The sequence below is a fragment of the Pseudomonas sp. FDAARGOS_380 genome, assembly GCF_002591235.1.
GTDB lineage: Bacteria > Pseudomonadota > Gammaproteobacteria > Pseudomonadales > Pseudomonadaceae > Aquipseudomonas > Aquipseudomonas salmasensis.
The window spans coordinates 6,173,373-6,198,868 of the sequence record NZ_CP023969.1 but is presented as its reverse complement, the minus strand read 5'-3'; the positions used below and the strand labels follow the sequence as shown (position 1 = coordinate 6,198,868).

Annotated in this window: 22 protein-coding genes and 1 pseudogene; 18 read left to right on the top strand and 5 right to left on the bottom strand. The window is 57.9% G+C overall.

Annotated features, from left to right (window positions below; all coding sequences use genetic code 11):
- Nucleotides 1–63: 63 nt before the first annotated feature.
- The 5 genes from CRN80_RS28830 to CRN80_RS28810 all read left to right on the top strand — a co-directional run bounded on the left by CRN80_RS28830 (nucleotide 64) and on the right by CRN80_RS28810 (nucleotide 7,343).
- Entirely contained in the window at nucleotides 64–975 is a 912-nt protein-coding gene (locus CRN80_RS28830) for a glycosyltransferase (protein WP_098952333.1), read from the top strand.
- A complete protein-coding gene (locus tag CRN80_RS28825) occupies nucleotides 972–1,940 on the top strand; it encodes an SDR family oxidoreductase (RefSeq protein WP_098952331.1) in 969 nt (322 codons plus the stop codon). The genes CRN80_RS28830 and CRN80_RS28825 overlap by 4 nt, the downstream gene beginning before the upstream one ends.
- Nucleotides 1,937–2,947, top strand: a complete 1,011-nt coding sequence (locus CRN80_RS28820) for a glycosyltransferase family 4 protein (protein ID WP_098952330.1) — start codon at nucleotides 1,937–1,939, stop codon at nucleotides 2,945–2,947. The genes CRN80_RS28825 and CRN80_RS28820 overlap by 4 nt, the downstream gene beginning before the upstream one ends.
- Nucleotides 2,948–3,058: 111 nt before the next feature.
- On the top strand, nucleotides 3,059–5,092 hold the full coding sequence (locus tag CRN80_RS28815) for an acyltransferase family protein (protein ID WP_098952715.1): 2,034 nt from the start codon (nucleotides 3,059–3,061) through the stop codon (nucleotides 5,090–5,092).
- A 256-nt stretch (nucleotides 5,093–5,348) separates the two neighbouring features.
- Entirely contained in the window at nucleotides 5,349–7,343 is a 1,995-nt protein-coding gene (locus CRN80_RS28810; protein WP_098952328.1) for a nucleoside-diphosphate sugar epimerase/dehydratase, read from the top strand.
- Nucleotides 7,344–7,403: 60 nt separating this feature from the next.
- Here the strand turns inward: CRN80_RS28810 and CRN80_RS28805 are convergent, their stop codons facing one another.
- Together CRN80_RS28805 and CRN80_RS28800 are read right to left on the bottom strand one after the other, a co-directional pair.
- Entirely contained in the window at nucleotides 7,404–8,144 is a 741-nt protein-coding gene (locus CRN80_RS28805) for an acyltransferase (RefSeq protein ID WP_098952327.1), read from the bottom strand.
- A 51-nt stretch (nucleotides 8,145–8,195) separates the two neighbouring features.
- Nucleotides 8,196–9,056 carry a 3-hydroxyacyl-CoA dehydrogenase family protein gene (locus tag CRN80_RS28800; protein WP_098952714.1) on the bottom strand — a complete coding sequence of 287 codons (861 nt, stop codon included), beginning with the start codon at nucleotides 9,054–9,056 and terminating at the stop codon, nucleotides 8,196–8,198.
- Nucleotides 9,057–9,365: 309 nt separating this feature from the next.
- Between CRN80_RS28800 and CRN80_RS28795 the strand changes: the two genes are divergently transcribed.
- The 3 genes from CRN80_RS28795 (at nucleotide 9,366) to CRN80_RS28785 (ending at nucleotide 11,345) form a co-directional block, all read left to right on the top strand.
- Nucleotides 9,366–9,698, top strand: a complete 333-nt coding sequence (locus CRN80_RS28795; RefSeq protein WP_098952325.1) for a ComEA family DNA-binding protein — start codon at nucleotides 9,366–9,368, stop codon at nucleotides 9,696–9,698.
- Between the two features lie 139 nt (nucleotides 9,699–9,837).
- Complete coding sequence (locus CRN80_RS28790; protein WP_098952323.1) at nucleotides 9,838–10,482, top strand: GntR family transcriptional regulator; 645 nt, start codon at nucleotides 9,838–9,840, stop codon at nucleotides 10,480–10,482.
- Nucleotides 10,483–10,496: 14 nt separating this feature from the next.
- The gene (locus CRN80_RS28785; RefSeq protein WP_098952321.1) at nucleotides 10,497–11,345 is read left to right on the top strand and encodes a DUF1989 domain-containing protein; all 849 of its coding nucleotides are present in this window, start codon (nucleotides 10,497–10,499) and stop codon (nucleotides 11,343–11,345) included.
- Between the two features lie 57 nt (nucleotides 11,346–11,402).
- Here CRN80_RS28785 and CRN80_RS28780 read toward each other — a convergent pair whose 3' ends face one another.
- The gene (locus CRN80_RS28780) at nucleotides 11,403–11,570 is read right to left on the bottom strand and encodes a DUF2897 family protein (RefSeq protein WP_003172675.1); all 168 of its coding nucleotides are present in this window, start codon (nucleotides 11,568–11,570) and stop codon (nucleotides 11,403–11,405) included.
- Between the two features lie 111 nt (nucleotides 11,571–11,681).
- The gene (gene eat, locus CRN80_RS28775) at nucleotides 11,682–13,046 is read right to left on the bottom strand and encodes an ethanolamine permease (RefSeq protein ID WP_098952320.1); all 1,365 of its coding nucleotides are present in this window, start codon (nucleotides 13,044–13,046) and stop codon (nucleotides 11,682–11,684) included.
- A gap of 1,012 nt (nucleotides 13,047–14,058) precedes the next feature.
- On the opposite strand from eat, the gene kdpF reads away from it, so the two are divergent.
- From kdpF to CRN80_RS28740, 7 genes and pseudogenes are all read left to right on the top strand, one after another.
- Nucleotides 14,059–14,148, top strand: coding sequence for a K(+)-transporting ATPase subunit F (gene kdpF, locus CRN80_RS28765; protein ID WP_003218754.1), 90 nt, complete (start codon nucleotides 14,059–14,061; stop codon nucleotides 14,146–14,148).
- A 9-nt stretch (nucleotides 14,149–14,157) separates the two neighbouring features.
- A complete protein-coding gene (gene kdpA, locus CRN80_RS28760) occupies nucleotides 14,158–15,852 on the top strand; it encodes a potassium-transporting ATPase subunit KdpA (protein WP_098952319.1) in 1,695 nt (564 codons plus the stop codon).
- A 15-nt stretch (nucleotides 15,853–15,867) separates the two neighbouring features.
- A complete protein-coding gene (gene kdpB, locus CRN80_RS28755) occupies nucleotides 15,868–17,925 on the top strand; it encodes a potassium-transporting ATPase subunit KdpB (protein WP_169918662.1) in 2,058 nt (685 codons plus the stop codon).
- An 89-nt stretch (nucleotides 17,926–18,014) separates the two neighbouring features.
- Entirely contained in the window at nucleotides 18,015–18,560 is a 546-nt protein-coding gene (gene kdpC, locus CRN80_RS28750; RefSeq protein ID WP_098952315.1) for a potassium-transporting ATPase subunit KdpC, read from the top strand.
- 18 nt (nucleotides 18,561–18,578) lie between these two features.
- Nucleotides 18,579–18,668 (top strand): annotated as a pseudogene (locus CRN80_RS32240) (outer membrane lipoprotein carrier protein LolA); the annotation flags it as partial.
- 19 nt (nucleotides 18,669–18,687) lie between these two features.
- Nucleotides 18,688–21,330, top strand: coding sequence for a sensor histidine kinase KdpD (locus CRN80_RS28745; protein WP_098952313.1), 2,643 nt, complete (start codon nucleotides 18,688–18,690; stop codon nucleotides 21,328–21,330).
- A gap of 139 nt (nucleotides 21,331–21,469) precedes the next feature.
- Nucleotides 21,470–22,159, top strand: coding sequence for a response regulator (locus CRN80_RS28740; protein ID WP_032892766.1), 690 nt, complete (start codon nucleotides 21,470–21,472; stop codon nucleotides 22,157–22,159).
- Between the two features lie 112 nt (nucleotides 22,160–22,271).
- On the opposite strand, the gene CRN80_RS28735 is transcribed toward CRN80_RS28740, so the two are convergent.
- Nucleotides 22,272–23,309, bottom strand: coding sequence for a patatin-like phospholipase family protein (locus CRN80_RS28735; protein ID WP_003189836.1), 1,038 nt, complete (start codon nucleotides 23,307–23,309; stop codon nucleotides 22,272–22,274).
- Between the two features lie 216 nt (nucleotides 23,310–23,525).
- Here CRN80_RS28735 and CRN80_RS28730 point away from each other — a divergent pair, with 216 nt between their 5' ends.
- From CRN80_RS28730 to CRN80_RS28720, 3 genes are all read left to right on the top strand, one after another.
- The gene (locus tag CRN80_RS28730; protein ID WP_003189839.1) at nucleotides 23,526–23,804 is read left to right on the top strand and encodes a hypothetical protein; all 279 of its coding nucleotides are present in this window, start codon (nucleotides 23,526–23,528) and stop codon (nucleotides 23,802–23,804) included.
- Between the two features lie 42 nt (nucleotides 23,805–23,846).
- Nucleotides 23,847–24,608 carry a CHAD domain-containing protein gene (locus CRN80_RS28725; protein ID WP_098952311.1) on the top strand — a complete coding sequence of 254 codons (762 nt, stop codon included), beginning with the start codon at nucleotides 23,847–23,849 and terminating at the stop codon, nucleotides 24,606–24,608.
- A gap of 89 nt (nucleotides 24,609–24,697) precedes the next feature.
- Nucleotides 24,698–25,495 carry an acyl-CoA thioesterase II gene (locus CRN80_RS28720; protein WP_098952300.1) on the top strand — a complete coding sequence of 266 codons (798 nt, stop codon included), beginning with the start codon at nucleotides 24,698–24,700 and terminating at the stop codon, nucleotides 25,493–25,495.
- Nucleotide 25,496 lies beyond the last annotated feature (1 nt).

Sequence of the window (25,496 nt, the reverse complement as noted above, 5' to 3'; positions counted from 1 at the left end):
GTCGTTTTCAGGACGTAACCTTCCATGGATTGTTTTTGGGTCAAGTACTAAGGGTGGATTCTGATGCAGCCACGTATTCTGGTTCTGCTCGCTGCCTACAACGGCATGCGTTGGATGGCCGAACAAGTTGACTCGATCTTGGGTCAAGTTGGTGTATCCGTTTCGATTCTGATCAGCGTGGACAGCTCCAACGACGGTACGGAAGAATGGGTCGATCAACTGTGCCAGATAGATTCAAGAGTCAAATGCTTGCCCCATGGTGAAAAATTTGGGGGGGCTGCACGAAATTTTTTCCGCCTGATCAATGAAGCTCCCACTGAAGGCTTTGATTATTTTTCATTCGCCGATCAGGACGATATATGGTTGGTGGATAAACTCGCCAGCGCCACGCAGCACATGAACCATACTGCGGCTGATGGCTACTCAGGCAACGTAACGGCATTCTGGCCCGACGGCCGTGAGTCGATCATCGTTAAATCGCAGCCTCAGGTTGCGTTTGATCATCTGTTTGAGGCTGCCGGGCCTGGGTGTACGTACGTTTTTTCCCGGCGTCTGTTTGTTGAGCTTCAGCAACATATCAACGGCTGTTATGCGCAAGTTGAGGGTGTGACGCTGCATGATTGGTATTGTTACGCGTATAGCCGTTCACATGGCTTCAAGTGGGTGATTGATGCCCAGCCTTATATGCGTTATCGCCAGCATGGTGGTAACCAGGTCGGTGTGAATAGCGGCACGAAGGCGTTCAAAAAGCGCTTATCTCAAGTGTTCGACGGATGGTGGCTGAACCAGGCTGCACTGATTGTCAGCATGGTGGGTATGGCGGACGAACCGTTTGTTCGGCGTTGGATCGGCCTGGGGCGTCTGGACTTGCTGCGCTTGGCGATCAGTGCTGCGAAGTGTCGCAGACGCCTGCGGGATAAGCTGGTATTCGCTGGTTTGTGTTTGGTATTGGCGGTCTTGAGGCAAAAGAAATGAAAACCCGCTTGTTAGTTACAGGTAGTAGCGGTTTTGTCGGCCGTCATCTGATTCAACAGTTGCAAGGAAGCACGGACTTGCAGGTACGTGCCCTTGTTCGTCGTTTACCGGATGTTTCGGCGTCGGATGTCGAGTACGCTGTGCTGCCTGATTTTTCGGCAGTCTCGCCAGAGCATCCGGCAGTGCAGGGCGTCGATGTTGTTGTTCACCTTGCTTCGCGTGTTCATGTCATGAACGACACTGAAGTGGATCCTCTTGCGGCTTTTCGACGGGTCAATGTCGGGCATACGCTCGCGTTGGCCCGTAGTGCCGCAGCTGCTGGAGCCAGGCGTTTTGTGTTCGTCAGTTCGGTGAAGGTCAACGGCGAGAAAACAGCCCTGGGCCGACCTTTTCGTGAAACAGACCCATCGGCACCCGTTGATCCTTACGGTATCTCCAAGATGGAGGCGGAGGACGCACTGAAGGCTCTGGCGCTTGATACCGGGCTTGAGGTGGTGATAATCCGACCGGTACTTGTGTATGGGCCCGGAGTAAAAGCGAACTTTGAAAGTATGATGAAATGGCTCGTGAAGCGCGTTCCACTGCCATTTGGTGCCATACGCAACCAAAGAAGTCTCGTTGCGCTGGACAATCTCGTAAGCCTGATCCTGACCTGCACGACTCACCCGGCTGCTTCCAATCAAGTCTTTTTGGCTAGTGACGGAGAGGACGTGTCGACTACTGAACTGCTACGCAAATTTGCAATAGCCCTGGACGCACCTGCCAGGCTTATACCCATTCCACAGTGGTTGCTGGTTTGGGGAGCGATGTTGTTAGGCAAAAAAGCACTGTCCCAACGTCTTTGCGGCTCGCTGCAAGTCGATATTACCAAGGCGCGTAAAGTGTTGGGTTGGCAACCGCCACTGACACTCGAGCAAGGTCTAGAGGTCACTGCGCAACACTATTTCAGCGAGCGAACTGAATGAAGTACTGGTACATCTTTCCCATTGTTGCCTTGGTTTCCCTGGCGCTGACTGCGCTCCTGCGTCAATATGCGTTGCATCGCAGCATCATTGATGTTCCCAATGCCCGCAGTTCGCATACGGTCCCGACCCCTCGCGGTGGGGGTGTGGCAATTGTTCTGACATTTGCGCTGTCGCTCGTTTGGCTGGCATGGGTGGAGTTGATAGCCGTTGCTCAGAGCGCTGCATTACTGGGCGCCGGATTGTTGATCGCACTCATTGGCTTCATGGATGATCACGGCCATATCGCCGCTCGCTGGCGCTTATTAGGGCACTTCTTTGCGGCGATCTGGACGTTGTTCTGGATGCATGGACTACCGGCAATTACAGCTTTTGGTATTACGTTCGATCTTGGTTTGGCGGGTCATGTCCTAGCCGTGTTTTATTTGGTCTGGATGCTCAATCTCTACAATTTCATGGATGGTATTGATGGTCTTGCCAGCTTGCAGGCCATCTGTGCTTGTCTCGCTTTGACGCTGATTTACTTTTTGAGCGGACATCAGTCGATGATCTGGGCCCCCTTGTTGTTGAGTGTGTCTGTGGCTGGCTTCTTGTATTGGAATTTCCCACCTGCCCGTATTTTCATGGGCGACGCAGGCAGTGGGTTCCTAGGGATCATTCTGGGAGGTCTTTCCATTCAGGCTGCCTGGGCCGGTAGCGAGTTTTTCTTCGCATGGCTGATCATGCTGGGAGTCTTTATCGTGGATGCAACCTTTACCCTCATTCGGCGGCTTGCCCGGGGCGATAAAGTCTACGAGGCTCATCGCAGTCATGCGTATCAATTTGCCAGCCGCCAATATGGGCGCCATCTGCCCGTCACACTAGCGGTCGCTGTCGTCAATGTGGTTTGGCTGTTGCCGTTGGCATTGGCGGTAGCGCTTTTTGGGTTGGATGCAGGGCTGGGCTCTGTTATTGCCTATGTTCCCCTGGTCTTCCTGGCTTTCAAATACAGGGCCGGGCAGAGAGAGTAGCGCCGCTGGCGAGGAAGTGGAGCAAGCGCATCAATGCGGTATTTACAGTGGTTATCTCGGGAGTTCGGTTAGATGGGTGGCAGGGCAATGATCCAAGGACGCAATGAGGAAATGAAAAAAACCGACTCGTTGGCACCCCATTTGAGCTACCGGCCCGATATCGATGGGTTACGTGCATTCGCGATCATTTCAGTTGTTTTGTATCACGCCTTTCCGGCCTATATGCGTGGCGGATTTATTGGTGTTGACATTTTTTTCGTTATCTCCGGTTATTTGATCTCAAGCATTATCTTTAAAGGGCTTGAGGCGGGTAGTTTTAGTTTTCCTGATTTTTACAAGCGCCGGGTCAACCGTATTTTTCCAGCCCTGATCGTTGTTTTGCTTGCCTGTTACGCCGTCGGCTGGTTTTCACTGATGACGGCAGAGTTCAAGTTTCTGGGCAAGCATGTCTTAGGTGGGATCGGTTTTATTCAAAACTTGGTCCTGTATAAGGAATCCGGTTATTTCGATACGTCTTCGGAACTGAAGATCCTGCTTCACCTCTGGTCCCTGGGGGTCGAAGAGCAGTTCTACATTCTGTTTCCCTTAGCGGCCTGGGTGTTGTGGCGTCGTCGGGTTCTGATGCTTCCACTCCTGATCAGTATGGCGGTAATTTCGTTCTGCGCTGGTCTTTACAAGTTGTCGGTAAATCCTTCGGCAGCTTTCTACATGCCGCAATATCGATTTTGGGAAATTTTGGTGGGTAGCTTAGTTGCCTACTTTTCGGTGTTCGGCAAGTCGGTGTCCGAGGTGACGAAAGGTTCATTGCGCGTAAGCGATCTGCTCTCTGTACTGGGCCTTGCTTTTTTGTTCGCCTCGGTTGCCCTGATTGATAAATACAAAGCGTTTCCTGGTTTTTGGGCACTGATCCCGGTCTGCGGTGCGGTGATGACGATACTTGCGGGGCCCCAGGCCTGGCTCAATAGCAAGTTTCTCGCCAGCAAGCCGTTGGTGTGGATTGGCTTGATTAGCTACCCGCTTTACCTGTGGCATTGGCCTGTCATTACCTTTATCCGTATCATAGGGGGAGATGAGCTAAATCTTTTCTCCGGCGTTTTTGCAGTAGGCCTCAGTGTGTTGTTGGCTTATATTACATACAGGTTCCTTGAGTTACCGCTACGCAGGGTCAGTCCTAAGGTGCCCAAGGCATCGGTGCTACTCGCTATAGGTGCCGCACTAGTTGTGCTCGGAGGCGTGACCTACGTAAAAGGTGGCTTTGTTGACCGTTTGGGGTTGCCAGCATCTCTCAAAGAGCGGGAAGGTTATGCTCAATACTATGAAAACTCCTTGCCCGGCTGGGCGTATTCCAGCAAACACGGGCTTTTTGAGAAATACAGATTCGAGTGCGACTTCTTTGACGTCGACAGTTACCGGGCGGGCAATGCGACAATGACGCCACGTCCAAAAATAGATGCAAGCTGTTACACCCCTGTCAGCAATACCAAGGTGATGATTTGGGGCGATTCGCATGCCCAACAGTTTTCCTACGGGCTTAGAGAAACGTTACCCCGTGATATCTCTTTTCTTCAGGTGGCAAGTTCAGGTTGTGAGGCAAACTTGCCTAGGCGCGCTACTGTCGGGCGTAAGTATTGCGATCGGTCAAACGAGTTTGCACTGGAAGTGATGCGCAAGGAAAGACCGGATGTATTGGTCATCGCGCAACTTGAAGGACATGACTCGATCAATAACCTAAAAGAGCTTGCACGAGTTGCAACAGAGTACGGAGTCAAAAATGTCATAGTTGTCGGGCCTGTGCCCCGTTTTGAACAAAACTTATATCAATTGGTTGTCAGGAAGTATTGGTCGCGAACTCCGCGGCGGATATCCGGTAATCTTCTGCCTGTGCCGTTTGAGACTGATAAGCTCTTGACGCAGCGGTACGCGGATGGCGCCGGCGGCTTCGAATATCTTTCTGCGATCAGTGTGTTTTGTGATCAGGACGGTTGTCTCACCTACCTGGGAGACGACCGGAAAACAGGTTTAGTAACGTTCGATTATGGCCATTTGACATCTATGGCTTCAGTATTTTTTTCCGAAAAAGCCTTGGGGCCGTTGATTATCAAAAAACTCATTGAAACGGGATACAGCCCTCAGCCGTCCAACTAGGTAGGCCGTTTGGGCAAGAAGATATAGAGCAGGCTGGAAACTCCGGCTGCCAAGGCGGAGATGGGCATGCAGGCTGAAGCTTTGGTTGTCATTTTTTTGCTTGGATACTTAAGCCTGTATGATTTGTTGGGCGAGAATCTCTGGGGAGGCGCGAAGGCCACGACAACACGCTTGTCTTTACCCATCAGAGCGGCGGGTGGAAGCCTCCAGCCGAGCGTTTTTCAATTGTATGCAGTAAGGGGTGGTCGGGAACAACATGGATAAATTACGGGCATATTTACTGAGCCTTCCTCGCAGGCGCAAACGGATCCTTCAGGTCCTTGCCGACATCGTGCTGGTCTGGTTCGCCCTCTGGACGGCGTTTGTTGTTCGTCTCGGGATCGATGAATTGGTTAACCCCGTCGTCCTGCATTCATGGCTGTTCATCAGCGCGCCAATCGTTTCAATCCCGCTATTTATTCGTTTTGGTATGTACCGCGCCGTGATGCGGTACTTCGGTAACGATGCACTCATTGCAATCATCAAGGCGGTGAGCCTGTCGGCGCTGATTCTTGGTGTTGTCGTCTATTGGTACAGCAATCACGAAAATGTGGTGCCGCGCTCCATCGTGTTCAACTACTGGTGGCTCAGCCTGATCATGATTGGTGGTTTGCGCCTGGCCATGCGCCAGTACTTTTTGGGTGACTGGTTTGCAGCAGTCCAACATGTACCGTTTACCAGTCGCGATGATGGGCTGACCAAGGTTGCGATCTACGGTGCAGGTGCTGCAGGCAATCAACTCGTTGCTGCGCTTCGCATGGGACGGGTCATGCGTCCGGTGGCTTTTATCGATGATGACAGCAGCATTTCTGATCGCGTCATTTCGGGCCTCCAAGTGTTCAAGCCCAAGCATATTCAACAGATGATCGATACAACGGGGGCCCAGGAAATCCTGTTGGCCATTCCATCGTCCAATCGTGCGCGTCGTCGTGAGATTCTTGGCTTGTTGGAAGGATTTCCGCTGCACGTACGTAGCGTCCCGGGTTTCATGGATCTTGCCAGTGGGCGGGTAAAGGTCGATGACATTCAGGAAGTAGATATCGCCGACTTGCTCGGGCGTGACGCCGTGCCTGCCCAGGGCGACTTGCTGGAGCACTGCATCAAAGGCCAGAGCGTGCTGGTGACGGGGGCGGGCGGTTCTATTGGTTCAGAGCTTTGCCGGCAGATCCTGGCATTGCGTCCAACGACCCTGTTGCTGTTTGAACACAGTGAATTCAACCTTTACAGCATCCTTTCCGAGCTTGAGCAGCGTATCATCCGTGAGTCGCTTCCTGTTCGTTTGCTACCGATCCTTGGCTCGGTACGCAACCAGGCAAAACTGCTCGATGTGATGAAAACCTGGCATGTTGATACGGTCTACCATGCGGCAGCCTACAAACATGTGCCGATGGTCGAGCACAACATTGCGGAAGGCGTCCTGAACAATGTCATTGGTACATTGAATACCGCTCAGGCGGCGCTTCAGGCCGGGGTATCCAACTTTGTACTGATCTCCACCGACAAGGCTGTTCGCCCAACCAATGTGATGGGCAGTACTAAGCGGTTGGCCGAGTTGACCTTGCAGGCATTGAGCCGCGAGTTAGCCCCCGTATTGTTTGGCGATAAGGCCAATATTTCCCGCGTCAACAAGACCCGTTTCACCATGGTTCGCTTTGGTAATGTACTTGGCTCGTCCGGCTCGGTTATCCCATTGTTCCACAAGCAGATCAAATCAGGTGGGCCGCTCACGGTCACTCATCCCAAGATTACGCGTTACTTCATGACTATTCCTGAAGCGGCCCAGTTGGTGATCCAAGCGGGTTCGATGGGACAGGGCGGGGATGTGTTCGTGTTGGATATGGGAGAACCGGTGAAAATCGTCGAGCTGGCAGAAAAGATGATTCATCTGTCTGGCCTGAGTATTCGCTCGGATAAGAATCCCCATGGTGATATCGCCATCGAGTTCACTGGATTACGTCCTGGCGAAAAGCTCTACGAAGAGCTACTGATTGGCGACAACGTCGTGGCCACCCAACATCCGATGATCATGAGTGCCAATGAGGATCATCTGGATTGGGAGATACTCAAAGGCAAGCTGAGCGAGCTGCTTGCGGCTGTGGATGCAGATGACTACAGCAGAGTCCGTCAACTGCTACGGGATACGGTCAGCGGATACGCTCCGGATGGTGAGATCGTAGATTGGATCTACCAGCAGCGCCGCCTTGAGCCTTGAGGGGCTGATTGGCTCATCGGTTAACTGTAAAAGTTTACCGATGAGTCCGTGTATCAGAGGTTATGAAAACTCCTTGATCCATTCAGCGACGGCTTTCGCTGGATAACCACGGTGGAAATGCCGACGCCAAGGATAGGCGTGCTCCCCGGAACCGTCCTTCAATTTGATTTTCTCCGTGCCACAAATAAACTTCGCGGGCGAGCCGGCCACAACCGCATCTGGATTGACGTCCTTGTTCACCGAGCTGTGGGCACCCACCAGTGCGCCTTTTTTGACGGTAACACCGGGCAGTATGATCGACATGGTGGCGATGACCGCGAAGTCTTCTATAGTTACACCGGCCATCACTTCACTCGGGGGATGAGGATCATTGGTCAAGACCACGTATGGGAAGATCCAGACATAGTTACCTATCGTGGAGTGCTGTCCAATATGAACATTGCTATGACATTTGACATAGTCGCCAATATGGCAATGACCCTGAATATCGCCCAACGTGCCAATCTGAAAGCCGTCTCCGGCCGTTGTCAGTTCTCTAATCGTGACTCGATGGCCCGTAACCAAGTTTTCACCAAAAGTCGAGCCTTCGTAAAGCACGCTGTGAGAGCGAATAACGGCGCCTTTACCAATGATTAGTGGGCGTTCGTTGGCAAGATTTGTCGGCAAGCCTATTTCGCAGTACGCACCGATCTCGGTGTTATCACCGATGACGACATTTTTATGAACGATACTGTACGGGCCAATATTGACATTTTTCCCGATCTTTGCACTATTATCTATAATTGCAGTTGTATGTATCATTGAGGACTCCCCTCCGGCAAAGCACTTAGATTAAATAAGTATTTTTGAGAATTAGTATTTGTAAAAGCCTTGGCCTGTTTTTCTACCTAGGTGATTGGCTCTAACCATTTTTCTCAACAGGGAATGGGCGCGGTATTTAGGGTCACCTGTTTCATTATGCAGAGTTTCCATAATCGAGAGATTCACATCATTGCCGATCAGGTCAGCAAGTGCTAGTGGGCCTATTGGGTGATTAGCGCCGTAGCGCATTGCCTTATCAATTTCCTCGGACGTGGCGACGCCCTCTGCGAGAATTCCAATGGCTTCGTTGATCATTGGAATTAACATGCGATTGACGATGAATCCTGGAGCTTCGTTAACAATTACAGGCTCTTTGCCTAACGCCTTTGAAAAATTCACCGCCCAGTCAAGCGTTGCACTTGAAGTAGCCAGTCCAGCAATCACTTCAGTCAATTTCATGACTGGGGCTGGATTGAAAAAGTGCAGGCCTACTACGTTTTGTGGGAAGGGGCAGAGAGAAGCTAGACCAGTAATAGAAAGTGACGAAGTGTTTGAAGCTAGGATCATGTCGGGTGAAGATATAGTTGAAAGTTCTTTAAATATAGCTTGCTTGGCGTCCATATTTTCCGCAATAGCTTCAATGATCAGTTTTATCCCAGACAGAGAAGCGTAATGCTCAACAGTGACTATTTTTTCGCGATATTGTTTAGCAAGCGACTCTTCTAATCGGCCTTTTTTAACTTGTCGACTCCATTGGTTTTCCAGCTCTACTAACGAGTCATTAACAGAAGCAAGACTACGTCCCTTCCAAAATACAGTCGAGATTTGATTCGACTGCGCGAGGATCTGTATTATTCCTTTACCCATAGTGCCGGTCCCAATTACCGCTACAGAGTACAGGTCAGTCGACATTTGCATTTCGTCCCGTCTCGCTTCTTTTCAAAAAAGTCTATGATATCCAATTCTCTTGGTAAGATGAAGCAATCAGTTCGTGCCCCGACACCGCGCGTTTATATTGGCTTAGTATTTACGGCAAGGTGTGGTTCTGCTCCATTCGCGGCCCACGGGCCTCGTCGGGTGCAGAGGAGGCAGAAAATATCTATTTTCGGTTGCCATATGTTGTAACTCATCCATTTTTGACTATCCCGGTACGTCATCTAATTTTTAAAAGCAGCTTCGGAAAAGCTGCTTTTCTCTTACCGATGTCATGGAGCGTCACCAATGCAAAACCTCTACATTTCCTCCCTAATCTTCGCCTTCCTCACCAGCCTCTCCATCGCAACCACCGCTGCGCCTCCCATGAAACCAGAAGCCCCCACGCCCATCTCCACCCAAATGACCAAGACCGAGCAATCCACCAAGGTCAACCTCAACGCCGCCGACGCCGAAACCCTGCGTCGCGATCTCTTCGGTATCGGCGCTTCCAAGGCGAAGGCAATCATCGCCTATCGCGAAAGCAACGGCCCGTTCACTGCGGTGGATGAGTTGCTTGAAGTAAAAGGCATCGGCAAGGCACTGCTGGAGAAAAATCGCGACAGGTTGGTGATTAATTGAGGATCTGAAAACAGCGCGGAGGGCCGGTTAATGACCGGCCTTTCCTTTATCCGGCCTTGCGATTTCCCTTCGCGGGCAGCATTGGCACGAAACGTGGTTACCTCTTCCTCAGTGATTGTTCAACAATCTCGAGGTAACGATGCCACTCACTTTATCTTTAGCCGACCAAATAGCCCTGGAACTACGCGCCGACATCATCGGTGGGCGTTTGCTGCCGGGTGTTTCGCTCGTCGAGGCGGAGTTAGTCAAGGCGTACAACGCCTCACGCAATACCATCCGTGAGGCGCTGCATCGCCTGGGCCAAGAAGGCCTTACCCGCTATGTCCGCAACAAGGGCGTAATGGTTCGGCGCTTGGAGCGAGCAGAGGTGCGTGATCTCTTTGTAGTCCGCCGCACCCTGGAGTTGCGGGCAATAGCCCAATGTGGCCCGCTGACGGACGCTCAATCAGGCCGTATGCAAAACGCCATCGACGCCTCCACCCTGTCCCGGGAGCGCGAGGATTGGCGAGCGGTGGCCACTCACAGTCTTGTGTTCCACCAACAGATCGTCGCGTTGATGGGCAGCCCGTTGTTCGACGAGTTCTTCGCCCAGGTGATTGCCCAGTTGCGCCTGGCGTTCTGCGCCGCGCCTGACGAGCAACGTTTCCAATCACCCTGGCTGGAGCGTGACCATGAGATATACACACTGCTAACCCGCAACCAAACCCAGGCCGCCAGCGAGGCGATGAGTCTGTACCTGGATGACTCGGAACACCTTTCCCTCGCCTTGTTTGATCACCCTTGATGGAGGAGTGCCCCATGTACAAAGACTATCCCGCCGCGTACCAGGTCAGCAAAGGTTCGGCGTTGCAGGTGGATACGGCGTTCTATGAGCGCATTCGTGATCAGAAAACCCAGCGCACGTTGATCGAACAGTTCGAGGTGCCGATTCGAACGGGGAGGGCGTGGAAGGTGCCGGCGGGGCATGTGTTTCGTGTGACCACGCCGGTGGGTCCGCAGGTGGGGGATTTCAATGTCTGGAACGCTAACGACCCACGCGAACGTTTGTGGGCCGCGCGCACCCGGCAGCTTCAAGGCGCCCATGTCAGCACCCATGATCGGTTGTGGTCGAACCTGCCTTTTCTACGGCCCTTGGTCACGATCACCGATGACAGCCTGGCCAGCTACGGCATTGATGAGCACGGTGGGCGTTTGCACGATTTGTTGGGCACGCGATGCGACCCCTATGTGAACCGTATGTTGACCGGGGAGGACTTTCATCACCATTGCCACTCGAACCTGACGCGTGCGGTATTGCCCCATGGGCTGACGGAGTTCGATGTGCATGACGTGTTGAATATTTTCCAGTGCACCGGGCTCAATCACGATGACATGTACTTTATGAAGGCCTGTCCGGCGCAGAAGGGCGATTACCTGGAGTTCTTTGCCGAGATTGATCTGCTGTGTGCGTTGTCGACGTGCCCAGGCGGGGATTTGTCGCTACCGATGTGGGGGCCCGATGCGCAGGATCCCCTGACGGTGTGTCGTCCGTTGGGGGTGGAGATCTACCGGTTGGAGGATGAGTTGCTCAATGGCTGGAGCCAACCGGAACGTGCGGCCTATAAGGGGCAACATGGGTTGCATAGTGCCAAGGCGGCATGGGAGTAGGGGGGCTGCTTCGCAGCCCAGCGGGAGCAAGCTCCCTCGCCACGGGGGAATAAGCGTTTATCTGTCTTGTGCATCCTTGGCATCCGCCTGCGCATTGCGCTCGGCTACGCGTTTGCGTTGTTCGTCGGTGAGTTCCACCTTGTTGGCGCTGTCACGCAGCATCATCAGGCCACCGACGATCGATCCGATCGCTACCACCATAATCAACCATGCATACCACGGCATAAGACGCTCCTTGAGGCAGAGGTTCGTGGGAGAATTTTCCCACGGTAATCACTGCTTTGAGTGACGGGCTTTCTGAGTAGTTCAGTGTAGGCCCGTTCTGCCTCATAGGCGCTATTGTCCGGTCAACATCGCATCCGCCGGTGCATCGACGCGGTCTTGTGCGGTCAACTGGAAGTAGATGAAACCCACCGCCATAAAGCCCAGAAAAATCAGCCCGATCACGGCATTGAACCAGGCCATCGCCACCAGGCACACCAGCGCCAGTACCAATGCGATACCGGGCACGATGGGGTAGCCCGGCGCGCGGAAGGTGCGTTCCAGCAGCGGTTCGGTCTTACGCAGTTTGAACAGGCTGAGCATGCTCATGATGTACATGACGATGGCGCCGAACACCGCCATGGTGATCATCGCGGCGGTCAGGGTCATGCCGCCCAGGTTGATCAGGCCATCGCTGTAGATGGCGGCGATGCCCACCACGCCGCCGGCGAGGATGGCCCGGTGCGGCGTCTGGAAGCGTGAGAGTTTGGCCAGGAAGGACGGCAGGTAACCGGCACGGGCCAGGGCGAAGAACTGGCGCGAGTAGCCGAGGATGATGCCGTGGAAGCTCGCCACCAGACCGAACAGGCCAATCCATACCAGCATGTGCAACCACCCGGAGCTGTCGCCCACCACGGTTTTCATCGCTTGGGGCAATGGGTCGTTGATGTTCGACAAGGTGCGCCAGTCGCCTACGCCGCCAGCGAAGAACATCACGCCCATGGCCAGAATTACCAGGGTGAGGATGCCGCTGATGTAGGCCTTCGGAATGGTGCGCTTGGGGTCCTTGGCTTCTTCGGCGGCCATGGCGGCGCCTTCGATGGCGAGGAAAAACCAGATGGCGAAGGGGATGGCGGCAAACATCCCGGCAATCGCCGGGGCACCGAAGGTGTCGGAACCGGCCCAGCCGTTCAGGGCGAAGTGGCTGAAGCTGAAGGCCGGGGCGACTACGCCCATGAACACCAGCAGTTCGGCGACGGCGAGTACGCACACCACCAACTCGAAGGTGGCGGCGAGTTTCACCCCGAGGATGTTCAGGCCCATGAACACGATGTAGGCGCCGACGGCGGCGTGCTTGGGGTCGAGTGCCGGGAACTGCACGTTCAGGTACGCGCCAATGGCCAAGGCAATCGCGGGCGGGGCAAAGACGAATTCGATCAAGGTGGCCAGGCCGGCAATCAAGCCGCCTTTTTCACCAAAGGCGCGACGGCTGTAGGCAAAAGGGCCTCCGGCATGGGGAATCGCGGTGGTCAGCTCGGTGAAGCTGAAGATAAAGCAGGTGTACATCGCGGCGACCATCAACGAGGTCACCAGAAAGCCCAGGGTACCGGCGACGCCCCAGCCATAGCTCCAGCCGAAATATTCGCCGGAGATCACCAACCCCACGGCGATGCCCCATAGATGCAAGGTGCCCAAGGTGGGCTTGAGTTGTGTGTTCATTGTGCTGCGCTCCCTGAACCGTTTGGAATGATTCAAGGTGTTGCAGTGGCTATGCCAAGCCTCAGAACTGTGTCGTAAAGCAGTGCCTATGTCGCCGGGGGGACGGTTTGGCGTTTGAATGTGGCATGAGTTGCACCACATAAGTGCGGTGGTGACTTGGCGGGCGCTTTCGCGGGCAAGCCCGCACACACTTGACCGAGTGTTAACTGAAAGAATGCAGTCGAATGTGGGAGCCGGGCTTGCCCGCGATGAGCATAGGTATCTACACAACTCTGTAGCGCTCAACGGTAACCACGATGCGAAGCGAGCCGCTCTTGATCTTGATCTGCTTGTGATCTTGATCTTAAGCGCCCCGTCAAACCACGCTGGCCGTAATTCGACAGTGATTTGGGGGGTAAACCGGCAGGGATGCCGGTTTAGCCGCCCCGCGCCATGGATGGCGCGTGGCGGCGGCCCCCCAAATCACTGGCGGATTACGGGCACACCGAGCCTAAGCGAGGTGCCGAGTGGTGGGGCAAGAGCCTTTTGCTTACTTTTGGGCTCTTCAAAAGTGAGCCGCCGTCAGGGCGGAACCCTAAGCGGCCGTTACCGCAGCAATGGATATGTACACAATCCAACTGTGTCGCCTGCCAGGCCGCCTTCGCGAGCAAGCCCGCTCCCACAGTTGGATCGCGGGGTGTCTGGTAGATAAGCATCGGCTGTCAGGTCGTCTTCGCAGGCAAGCCAGCTCCCACATTTGGATCCTGGGGCGTCAGGGAGATAGGCGCCGGCCGTCAGTCCGCCACGGGAGCAAGCTCCCTCGCCACCAGTCCAGCGTCACACCAAAGTTGTGTAGATACCTATACCGCGATGAGGCCCTCCCAGCCATTGCACATCTTCCTGTAAACCCCGCATAAACCCACTCTTTACGCCATCTTTACGCCCCACCCAGCCCCTCGCTCTCGTTCCTTTACACCGCTCCTGCGGACAATGCCCCCACACGCGGCAATCGCCGCACGAAGGGGAGACTTCCATGAGCGTTCTGGACGGGGTGTCACTGCTATTGGCCGTGGCGCTGTTCATTTATCTGCTGGTTGCGCTGTTACGCGCGGATCGGAACTAGGAGCGGGCTATGCACAGTTATGACTATTGGCTGATCATCGCCTTCTTCGCCGTGGTACTGGTGCCGGCACCGTTTCTGGGGCGGTTCTACTACAAGGTGATGGAAGGCCAGCGCACCTGGCTCACGCCCGTATTGGGGCCTGTTGAAAAGGCCTGTTACCGCCTCTCGGGCGTGGATGCGCAGCAGGAACAGAGCTGGCAGAAATACATGCTGGCCTTGCTTGCGTTCAACCTGGCGGGCTTCTTGTTGTTGTTTTCGATCCTGTTATTCCAGGGCTCCCTGCCACTGAACCCGCAGAAATTGCCCGGCCAGGAATGGACGCTGGCGTTCAACACTGCCGTTAGTTTCATGACCAACACCAACTGGCAGAACTACAGCGGCGAGGCATCTTTAAGTTACCTCAGCCAGATGGCCGGCCTCACTGTGCAGAACTTCGTCAGTGCCGCGACCGGCCTCGCGGTACTGGTCGCTTTATGCCGTGGGATCGGGCGCAAATCTGCCCAGACCCTGGGCAATTTCTGGGTCGACATGACCCGCGCCACCCTCTACGGCCTGCTGCCGTTGTGCCTGGTGCTCGCGCTGTTTTTGGTATGGCAGGGCGTGCCGCAAACCTTCGCCCACTATGTGGATGCCGTCACCCTGCAGGGCGTGGACCAGGTGATTCCCCTGGGGCCGGCTGCCAGCCAGATTGCGATCAAGCAATTGGGCACCAACGGCGGTGGCTTCTTCGGCGTGAACTCGGCGCATCCGTTCGAAGACCCGACCGCCTGGGCCAACCTGTTCGAAGTGGCCTCGATCATTCTGATCCCGGTGGCGTTGGTATTTACCTTCGGCCATTACGTCAAGGACCTGCGCCAGAGCCGGGCGATCCTCGCGTGCATGCTGGCGCTGTTCCTGATCGGCGGCGCGACGTCGCTGTGGTCCGAATACCAGCCCAACCCAACCTTGAACAACCCGGCGGTGGAGCAAACCGCACCGTTGGAAGGCAAGGAAACACGCTTTGGCACCACCGGCACTGTGCTGTGGTCGGTGACCACCACCGCGGCCTCCAACGGCTCGGTCAATGGCATGCAGGACAGCCTCAGCCCCCTGAGCGGGATGGTGGCATTGGTCAACATGATGGTCGGCGAAGTGATCTTCGGCGGTGTCGGTGCCGGCATGTACGGCATGTTGCTCAACGTGTTGATCGCAGTGTTCCTCGCCGGCTTGATGATCGGCCGTACCCCGGAGTACCTGGGCAAGAAGCTGCAAGCCAAGGAAGTGCAATTGCTGGTGGTGACCCTGCTGGTGATGCCGGTCGGCGTATTGGTGTTGAGTGCCATCGCTGCCAGCCTGCCCGGCCCGGCGGGCGCCATCAGTAACCCTGGCCCCCATGGGTTCAGCCAGTTGCTCTACGCGTACACCTCGGCCAGTGCCAACAACGGTTCGGCGTTTGCTGGCCTCGGCGCCAACACCCCGTTTCATAACCTGATGCTCGGCCTGGGCATGCTGATCGGCCGTTTCGGCTACATCCTCCCGGTGCTGGCCCTGGCCGGCAGCCTGGCGATGAAGAAGGCCGCACCGATTGGCCAGAACAGTTTCCCCACCCATGGCGCGCTGTTCGTGACCCTGTTGACCGTGACCATTTTGCTGGTGGGCGGCCTGACCTTCCTGCCGACACTGGCGTTGGGCCCCATCGCTGAACACTTGAGCATGGGCTTCTAGTTAAGGGATATGAAAATGAATATGCCTGCAAAAAACGCGGCCCCGGTCAAACCCCAGGAGCCTGCCAAAACCGCAATCTCTGCGCTGTGGCGCCCGGCGCTGGTCCAGGCCTTCGTCAAGCTGGACCCACGCCAACTGCAACGCTCGCCGGTGATGCTGGTGGTCGAACTGACCGCCATCCTCACCACCGTGCTGTGCTTTGTGCCCGATACCACCGTTCCAACGTTTGTCGCCGTGCAAATCGCCGTGTGGCTGTGGTTCACCGTGCTGTTTGCCAACTTCGCCGAAGCCTTGGCCGAGGGACGTGGCAAGGCCCGTGCCGATAGCCTCAAGGCCGGCAGCGAAGGCTTGAGCGCACGCCGCCAGGAGGCTGACGGCAGCTTCAAAATGATACCGGCCACCAGCCTGCGCAAGGGTGATGTGGTGCGTGTGGCCGCCGGGGAAATGATCCCCGGTGATGGCGAGGTCGTCGAAGGGATTGCGGCGGTCAACGAAGCGGCGATCACCGGCGAATCCGCCCCGGTCATCCGCGAGTCCGGCGGCGACCGCTCGGCCGTTACCGGCAACACGCGGCTGGTCTCGGACTGGCTGCTGATCCGCATCACTGCCAACCCGGGCGAGTCGACCCTGGACCGCATGATCGCCCTGGTGGAGGGCGCCAAGCGCCAGAAAACTCCCAACGAAGTCGCGCTGGATATCCTGCTGATCGGCCTGACCCTGATCTTCCTGCTGGTGGTGGTGACCCTGCAGCCGTTCGCCCACTTCGCCAATGGCAGCTTGCCTTTGGTGTTTCTGGTGGCACTGCTGGTGACGCTGATTCCTACCACCATTGGTGGCTTGTTGTCGGCCATCGGCATTGCCGGCATGGACCGCCTGGTGCGCCTCAATGTGATCGCCAAGTCTGGCCGCGCCGTGGAAGCGGCGGGGGACGTGCATGTGCTGTTGCTGGACAAGACCGGCACCATCACCTTCGGCAACCGTCGTTGCTCGGCCGTGGTCGCGGCGCCTGGCGTCAGTGGCCGCGAATTGGCCGAAGGCGCGCTGCTGGCGTCGCTGGCCGATGACACGGCGGAAGGCAAGTCCATCGTTGAATACCTGCGCGTCTTGCACCCGCAGGCCGAGCCAAGCCTGGAGGCGTTGACCGCCGTGCCTTTCAGCGCCGAGACCCGTTTGTCCGGTGTCGACTACCAGGGCCGTGTGTTCCGTAAAGGCGCGGTGGACTCGCTGCTGGCGTTTATTGGCCAGCAACGCAGCGACCTGCTGCCTGCGCTGTCGCGGGAAATCGACAAGATCGCCCAAAGCGGCGGCACGCCTTTGCTGGTGTGCGCCGATGGCAAATTGTTGGGAGCGATCCATCTCAAAGACGTGGTCAAGCCCGGTATCCGCGAGCGTTTTGCCGAGTTGCGCAAGCTGGGGATTCGTACCGTGATGGTCACCGGCGACAACCCGCTGACCGCCGCCGCGATTGCCGCTGAAGCGGGGGTGGACGACGTGCTGGCAGAAGCCACGCCAGAGAAGAAACTCGCGCGTATTCGTCATGAGCAGAACGATGGTCGTCTGGTTGCCATGTGCGGCGACGGCGCCAACGACGCCCCGGCGCTGGCCCAGGCTGACGTCGGTATGGCGATGAACGACGGCACCCAGGCCGCGCGCGAGGCCGCCAACATGGTCGACCTCGACAGCGACCCGACCAAGCTGCTGGACGTGGTGCAGATCGGCAAGGAACTGCTGGTGACTCGCGGCGCGCTGACGACCTTTTCCATCGCCAACGACGTGGCCAAGTACTTCGCGATCCTGCCAGCGCTGTTCGCCTCGATCTACCCGCAACTGGGCGTGCTCAACATCATGCACTTGCAGAGCCCCCAGAGCGCGATCCTCTCGGCCATCGTGTTCAACGCGCTGATTATCGTGGTGCTGATCCCCCTGGCTCTGCGCGGCGTTCGCGTACAGGCGGCAAGCGCGGCGGCGTTGTTGCGGCGCAATCTGCTGATCTACGGGCTGGGCGGGCTGTTGGTACCGTTCGTGGGCATCAAGGCCATCGACATGTTGCTGACCGCGCTGCACCTGGTTTGACCTGGCCGCTGATCGTTCCCACGCTCCGCGTGGGAATGCCACCCCGGACGCTCCGCGTCCCACCGCACCACTGAATTGAGGAGTCTGAAATGTCCAACATCATCCGCCCAGCTCTGAGCTTGCTGGTACTCATGACCCTGATCACCGGCGCGGCCTACCCGTTGGTAGTCACTGGCGTGGCGCAAGTGGCCTTCCCCGACCAAGCCAACGGCAGCCTGGTGCGCGACGCCAGCGGCAAGGTTCGCGGTTCCAGCCTGATCGCCCAGGACTTTACCGGCGACCGCTGGTTTCACCCACGCCCGTCAGCCGGTGCGTTTGCCACAGTGTCCAGCAGTGCCAGTAACCTGGGGCCCAGCAATCCGGCCTTGGCCACTCGCATAGTCGAGGAGGCCAGCAAGCAGTCAGTGCCGGGCCAGGGCCCGGTGCCACTGGCCTCGCTGACCACCTCCGGCAGCGGCCTTGATCCACACTTGCCACCGCAGGCGATTGCCTATCAACTGGCGCGAGTAGCGGCGGCGCGAAATGTGCCGGTGTCGACCTTGCAGCGGTTGCTGGATGAGCACATCGAAAGCCCGTTGGTTGGCCCGCCCGTAGTAAACGTCCTGGCCCTCAACATGGCCCTGGAACAACTCTGACCCCCTGTAGGAGCGAGCTTGCTCGCGAAGGTCGTTAACGATGACGCGGGCGCCCAGAATAAACGCGGCGCTCTTGAGTTTTTCGCGAGCAAGCTCGCTCCTACATTAATTATCGAAGGACCACAGCATGAGCGACGCCGGCCGCGCCGATGCCCTGTTAGCCGATCTGCCCCGGGACGGCCGTGGCCGGCTCAAAGTCTTCCTCGGCGCTGCGCCCGGTGTGGGCAAGACCTACGCCATGCTCCAGGCGGCCCATACCCAACTGCGCCAGGGCGTGCGCCTGATCGCCGGGGTGGTCGAAACCCACGGCCGCGCCGAAACCGAAGCCTTGCTCAGCGGCTTGCCGCAACAACCACTGTTGCGCAGCGAATACCGTGGCGTGATGCTCGAAGAAATGGACCTCGACGGCCTGCTCGCCGCTAAGCCAAAGCTGGTGCTGGTGGACGAACTGGCCCACAGCAATGCCCCCGGCAGCCGGCATGAAAAACGCTGGCAAGACATCCAGGAACTGCTCGCCGCCGGCATCAACGTGTTCACTACGGTCAACGTCCAGCACCTGGAAAGCCTCAACGACCAAGTGCGTGGCATCACCGGTGTGCAAGTGCGCGAAACCCTGCCGGACTGGGTGCTGCAAGAGGCCGACGAACTGCTGCTGATCGACCTGCCGTCCCGCGAGTTACTTGAGCGCCTGCGTGACGGCAAGGTGTATGTGCCCGAGCAGGCGCGTGCGGCCATCGATGCGTTTTTCACCCAGACCAACCTCATGGCCCTGCGCGAGTTGGCCATGCAAACCGCCGCCGCCCATGTCGATGACGACCTGGCCCAGGGCTACCGCCAACTCGGCCAGGCCGCGCCGGCGGTGCGCGGGCGCTTGCTGGTCGGCGTGGATGGCGACGCGCAAGCCGAACGCCTGGTGCGTCATGCCAGCCGCGTGGCCCAGCGTCGGCATTTGCCTTGGAGCCTGGTGCACATCGACAACGGCCGTGCGCGGAATGAGCAATCGCGCCTGCGCCTGCAAAACGCCCAGCAACTGGCAGAGCGGCTGGGCGGCGAAGTGGTGTTACTGCGCGCTGGGGAGGTGGCCAAGACTCTGATCCAGCATGCTGCCGAGCGCCGCGCCAGCCTGGTGCTGGTGGGGCAGTCGCGGATGCGCTGGCGGCGGCGTTTGTTCGGTGGCGGCTTGGCGGCGCGCCTGTTACGCAATGCCCGCGGCTTGGAAATCAACGTCCTCGACAGCGATGACATGCCTGCACCGCCACGGCTGCCCGATGTGCGCGGTTTGGTGTGGTTCGATTACGCCTTGGCGGTGGTGGCGACCCTCGCCGCTGCCGCAGTGGCCTGGGCCGTGTCCAGTGCGTTGGCGCTGCCGAACATCTCGTTGGTGTTTCTCGCCGCCGTGCTGTTGGTGGCGGTGCGCAGTAGCCTGGGGCCGTCCCTGATGTGTGCGGCGCTGTCGTTTTTGACTTACGATTTTCTGTTTATCCCGCCGAATTTTTCCTTCGCTATTCAGCGTGAAGAAGACGTGCTGACCCTGTTGTTCTTTCTGTTAATGGCGGCGTTGACCGGCAACCTCGCCGCACGCCAGCGTCGCCAGCTGCAGGCGTTGCGCGATACCCAGGAAGAAACCAGCGAGCTGCTCGACCTGTCGCGCAAACTCACCGCTGCCACCGACCGCCAAGCCGTCATCAGCGCCGCCGCCCACCATCTGCAAGGTTGGAACGACCTTGACCTGTGCCTGGTCAATCGCGACGGCCAGGGCGGCTGGAAGGTCGAAACCGGTGGCCCGTTGACCCTCACCGAAGCCGAACGCGCCGCCGCCGATTGGGCCTGGCAGCACGATCAGCCGGCTGGCATGGGCACCGGCACCTTACCGTTGGGGCGTTGGTGGTGGTGGCCGCTGTCGGGTGAAGAGGGGCCCTTGGGGTTGCTGGGTGTCAGTGCCAAGCCTGGCCTGGAATTGAGCGGGCAACGTCGGCGCTTGCTCACCGCGTTGAGCCAACCGCTGGCCCAGGCGCTGGCGCGGGCACAGCTGGGGCAGGAGTTGGAATCGGCACGCCTGCACGGCGAAACCGAACAACTGCGCAGCGCTTTGCTCGCCTCGGTGTCCCACGATTTGCGCACGCCGTTGACGTCCATGCGCGGCAGCATCGACAGCCTGCTGTCCCTCGGTGAAGCCATCCCGCTGGAGGATCGCCGCGAGTTGCTTGAAGGCACCCGCGATGAAGCCGAGCGCCTCGACCGCTATATTCAGAACCTGCTGGACATGACTCGCCTGGGCCACGGTGCGCTGAAACTGGCACGGGATTGGGTGTCGCCCGGCGATATTGTCGGCAGTGCCCTTGGGCGATTGCGCGCCGTGCTGGCGCCGTTGCAGGTGAGCACCGATGTGCCGCCGGAACTGCCTTTGTTGTATGTGCATGCGGCGTTGATCGAGCAGGCCCTGGTCAACGTGCTGGAAAACGCCGCACGGTTTTCGCCGCCCCAGGGCCGTTTGCAGTTGCGCGCGGGCGTGCAGGATGAGCAATTGTTTTTTGCCGTGGCGGATGAAGGGCCAGGGATTCCCGAGGAGGAGCGTGCGAAGATCTTCGACATGTTCTACACCGCCGCCCGCGGTGATCGAGGCGGGCAGGGCACCGGCCTCGGGTTGGCGATCTGCCAGGGCATGGTCGGCGCGCACGGTGGGCATATCAGCGTGGCCGATGGCATTGACGGGCGGGGTACCTGCATCACCTTGTTTCTTCCATTGCCGACACAACCTGCCTTGGAATAACCCTGTAGGAGCGAGCTTGCTCGCGAAGGTCGTTAACGATAATGATGGCGCCCTGAATGCACGCGGTGCCTAGAGGTTTTTCGCGAGCAAGCTCGCTCCTACAGAGAGGGTGATTTTTAATGGTTTTTAATGAGACACCATGAGCCAGACCGCGACGATTCTTGTCATTGATGACGAACCCCAGATCCGCAAATTCCTGCGCATCAGCCTGGCTTCCCAAGGCTATAAGGTGATCGAAGCCGGTACCGGCAACGAAGGCCTGGCCCAAGCGGCCTTGAGCAAACCGGATCTGCTGGTGCTCGACCTGGGCCTGCCCGACATGGACGGCCAACAGGTGCTGCGCGAGTTTCGCGAATGGTCCACGGTGCCGGTGCTGGTGCTGTCGGTGCGGGCCAGCGAAGGTCAGAAGGTCGAGGCCCTCGACGGTGGCGCCAATGACTACGTGACCAAACCGTTCGGCATCCAGGAGTTTCTTGCCCGTGTGCGTGCGCTGCTGCGCCAGGCACCGGCGGGAGAGGCCCAGGAAGCTGCCTTGAGTTTTGGCCCGCTGACCGTAGACCTAGCCTACCGCCGTGTCCTGCTGGACGGCGCCGAGGTGGCACTGACCCGCAAGGAATACGCAGTGCTGGCGCAACTGGCCCGCCATCCGGGGCGGGTGATTACCCAGCAGCAGTTGCTCAAGGACATCTGGGGGCCAACCCATACCGAGGACAGCCACTACCTGCGTATTGTGGTGGGGCACCTGCGCCAGAAGCTGGCAGATGACCCGACCCAGCCGCGGTTTATCGTGACTGAGGCGGGGGTGGGGTATCGGTTGCTAGGTGCCTGAATCTGTTGTGCCTGCGCTGGCGCCATCGCAGGCAAGCCAGCCACAGTTGAAATGCATTCCCCTGTGGGAGCCGGGCTTGCCCGCGATGAGGCCATCCGCAACACCCACACGCTCAACTCTGTTCGCTTTCATACCGATCCAACGTATCACTGGCAATCTCCCGCCCCAACGCGATCAACTCCGGCGCCTTGTAGAACTCGAAAAACCGGCACACCCGCTTTGGCACGTTGATCAGCACATCCGGCGGATACCCAGCGATCTTGTATTGCGCCAATGAGGTTTGCATCACCTCGAAACTCTGGTTGATCAGGTCCAGCAGCGATGCAGGCCCGACGTTGTCGATGATGAACGAGCCGGTCGCCGACTTCGGTGCGCCGGCTTTCTCCGGCGCCGCGGCAGGTTGCTGGGCTTCGGGTTCGGCAGACTCCAGCCACGGGTTGATTTCAGCGGCCTGGGCCTGCAAGGCTTCTTGTTCCAGCTTCATCAACTGCTCGGCCTGTTTGCGGCGAAACGGCAGGTGCGAGCCCAGGGACTTGGCCAGGCTGTTGAAGCGGCTCTTGAACGCGGGCGGGCGCTGGATCACCGGCAATTGGTAGTGCTTCTGGTTGGTGGCGTTGAGGTTGACCGCAATGATCAAGTCACAATGGCTCGACACCACCGGCACGATGGGCAGCGGGTTGAGCAGGCCGCCGTCCACCAGCATGCGGTTGCCCTGCATCACCGGTGTGAACAGGCTCGGGATCGCCGCCGAGGCGCGCATGGCCTGGTGCAGGCAGCCTTCCTGGAACCAGATCTCCTGTTGGTTGGTGAGGTCGGTGGCGACGGCGGTGTAGGGGATGCGCAGCTCCTCGATATTGATATCGCCGACAATCTTGCGGATTTGCCCGAACACCTTTTCACCACGAATCGCTCCCAGGCGAAAGCTCACATCCACCAGGCGCAATACGTCGAGGTAGTCCAGGCTTTCGATCCAGTTGCGGTACTCGTCGAGCTTGCCGGCAGCGTAGATCCCACCCACCACGGCACCCATGGAACAGCCGGCGATACAGGCGATGTCATAGCCGCGTCGTTCGATTTCTTCGATCACCCCGATATGGGCGTAGCCCCTGGCCCCACCGGAGCCCAGCACTAAGGCAACACGTTTCTTCATGGCCAGATCCTTCGCAAAACAGGGGCCCACAATGCACCCATCAAGGGGCCTGCTTCAATCCTTGCTGACAGCGCGCAATATTTTTCCAGGCTGGCGATCAGGCTCGGGTATGCTCTGGCAATAGGTACTACTGATTTCAGGCTAAGGACAAGGCACTTTTCCCTGTAGGCAACGTCTACAGGCTACGACTGAATTTGTATATTTGAGGTGTCATCAATGAAAGCCTGGATCTGTGTGCCTGTGATCGTGTTGGCCTTGGCTGGCTGTGCCGGGAAAACCGCGTATCGCGACAGCTGCGGCTCGCAATTGGACGCCGCCTGGAAAGAACTGGACCTGGCCAAGGCCGAAGGTTTTGCCGGCACTGTCAGCTACTCCAAGGCGTTGTCGCTGTTGACTGGCGCCAAGACTCAGCAGCAGTTCGAAGCCTTCGAGGGCTGCTCCAACAAGGCCGAAAAGGCGCGGTTCTACATTCGTGAGTCTCGCGCCGGGCGATGACCCCGCGGCGGGTAGGATTTTTCATCGGAAAGTGAGGGCAGGATGTCAGCGTTGGTCAATCAGTTAGTCGCTCAGGTCATTGGCCTGGAAGTAGGGTTACTGAGCTGCCAGGCTCGCCTCGCCGCCGTCACTGACGATGAAGCCCTGCATGATTTGCGCACCACGGTACGCCGCCTGCGCAGCCTGTTGCGGCCTTTGCGCGGGCTGCCCGGTGTCGAACAGCTTGAATTGGCCGCCAGCACGGTTGGCCAACTGACTACGCCGCTACGCGACCGAGAGGTGCTGGCGGCGTATTTGCATCAGCACGGTTATCACGACGCGGCTGATCGGCGTCTGCGTCTGCAGCCCGAGGCTTATCGCCAGGTGGCGCAAAGCCCGGAGCTGGCGCACTTGCTGCTGATCCTGGATGCATTCCCGCGGTTTATCCGCGCGTCCCAGCACCAGAAACTGCTCAAAGGCTTGCGCCCGCGTATCCAGAAGCGCCTGGCCAAGCAATGGCAGAGACTCGATGAGGCCCTGAAGGATCCCGATCATGATCGCCACCGGCTGCGGTTGCTGATCAAGCGTGTGCGCTACGCTGCCGAGGCGTATCCGGAGCTGGACAAGTTACCCACCAACGCCCTGTCGCACTTGAAGAAAGCCCAGAGTGCCCTGGGTAACTGGCATGACTGTTGGCAGTGGCTGGCCCAGGCCGGTCACGAGCCAGACCTGCAACCCTGCGTAGCGGTGTGGCAGCGCACCATGCTCAAGGCGCAAGGCAAGGCCGACCGCGTGCTGGATAAACTTAGCGCCGAGTGTTTTTAAACCGGTCCGGTTTTTGGCCGGAATAGGCGCTGTGCCTGTGCAATTGGATGGTTAAGATTCCTCCACGATTTACTTGATGTGAGGTCGCCATGCGCTTTAGTGATTTGCTCGATGCTGCCCGTAGCAATCCGCTGGATGTCACCATTCCTGCCGAATGGGCCCAGGGCCGGGCTACCTTTGGTGGCCTGGTCGCCGCCTTGCAATACGAGGCGCTGCGCGCTCAGGTGCCGGCGGATCGACCGCTGCGCTCCCTGGCCATCACCTTTGTCGGCCCGGTAGCGCCGGATGTACCTGCCAGCTATCAAGTCGAAGTGCTGCGCGAAGGCAAGGCGGTCAGCCAGTTGCTGGGGCGCGTGGTGCAGAACGGTGAAGTGGCGACCCTGGTCCAGGCCAGTTTTGGCGCCTCTCGCCCGTCGGAAATTGACGTGGCAAGTGAGCCGCCACCGGTCTTCAAACATTGGGATGAGTGCCAGGAACTGCCCTATATCAAGGGCGTTACCCCCGAGTTCATGCGCCACTTGGCGATGCGCTGGAGTGTCGGCGGCCTGCCATTTACCGGCAATAAATCCCGCGAGATGGGCGGTTGGGTACGGTTGCGAGGGGACGTAAAAGAAGAGCCACTGACCGAGGCGCATATCCTCGCCCTGGTCGACGCCTGGCCACCTGCATTGCTGCCCCACCTGAAAAAGCCCGCGCCGGGCAGCACCCTGACCTGGACCATCGAGTTCATCCAGCCCCTGCAAGATCTGAGCACCCTTGATTGGTGCCAGTACCACGTCAACATCGAACACGCCCGCGACGGCTACGGCCACGCTGCCGCTGCCTTGTGGAGCCCGACCGGCGAGTTGATCGCCCTCAGCCGCCAGACTGTGGTGGTATTCGCCTGAA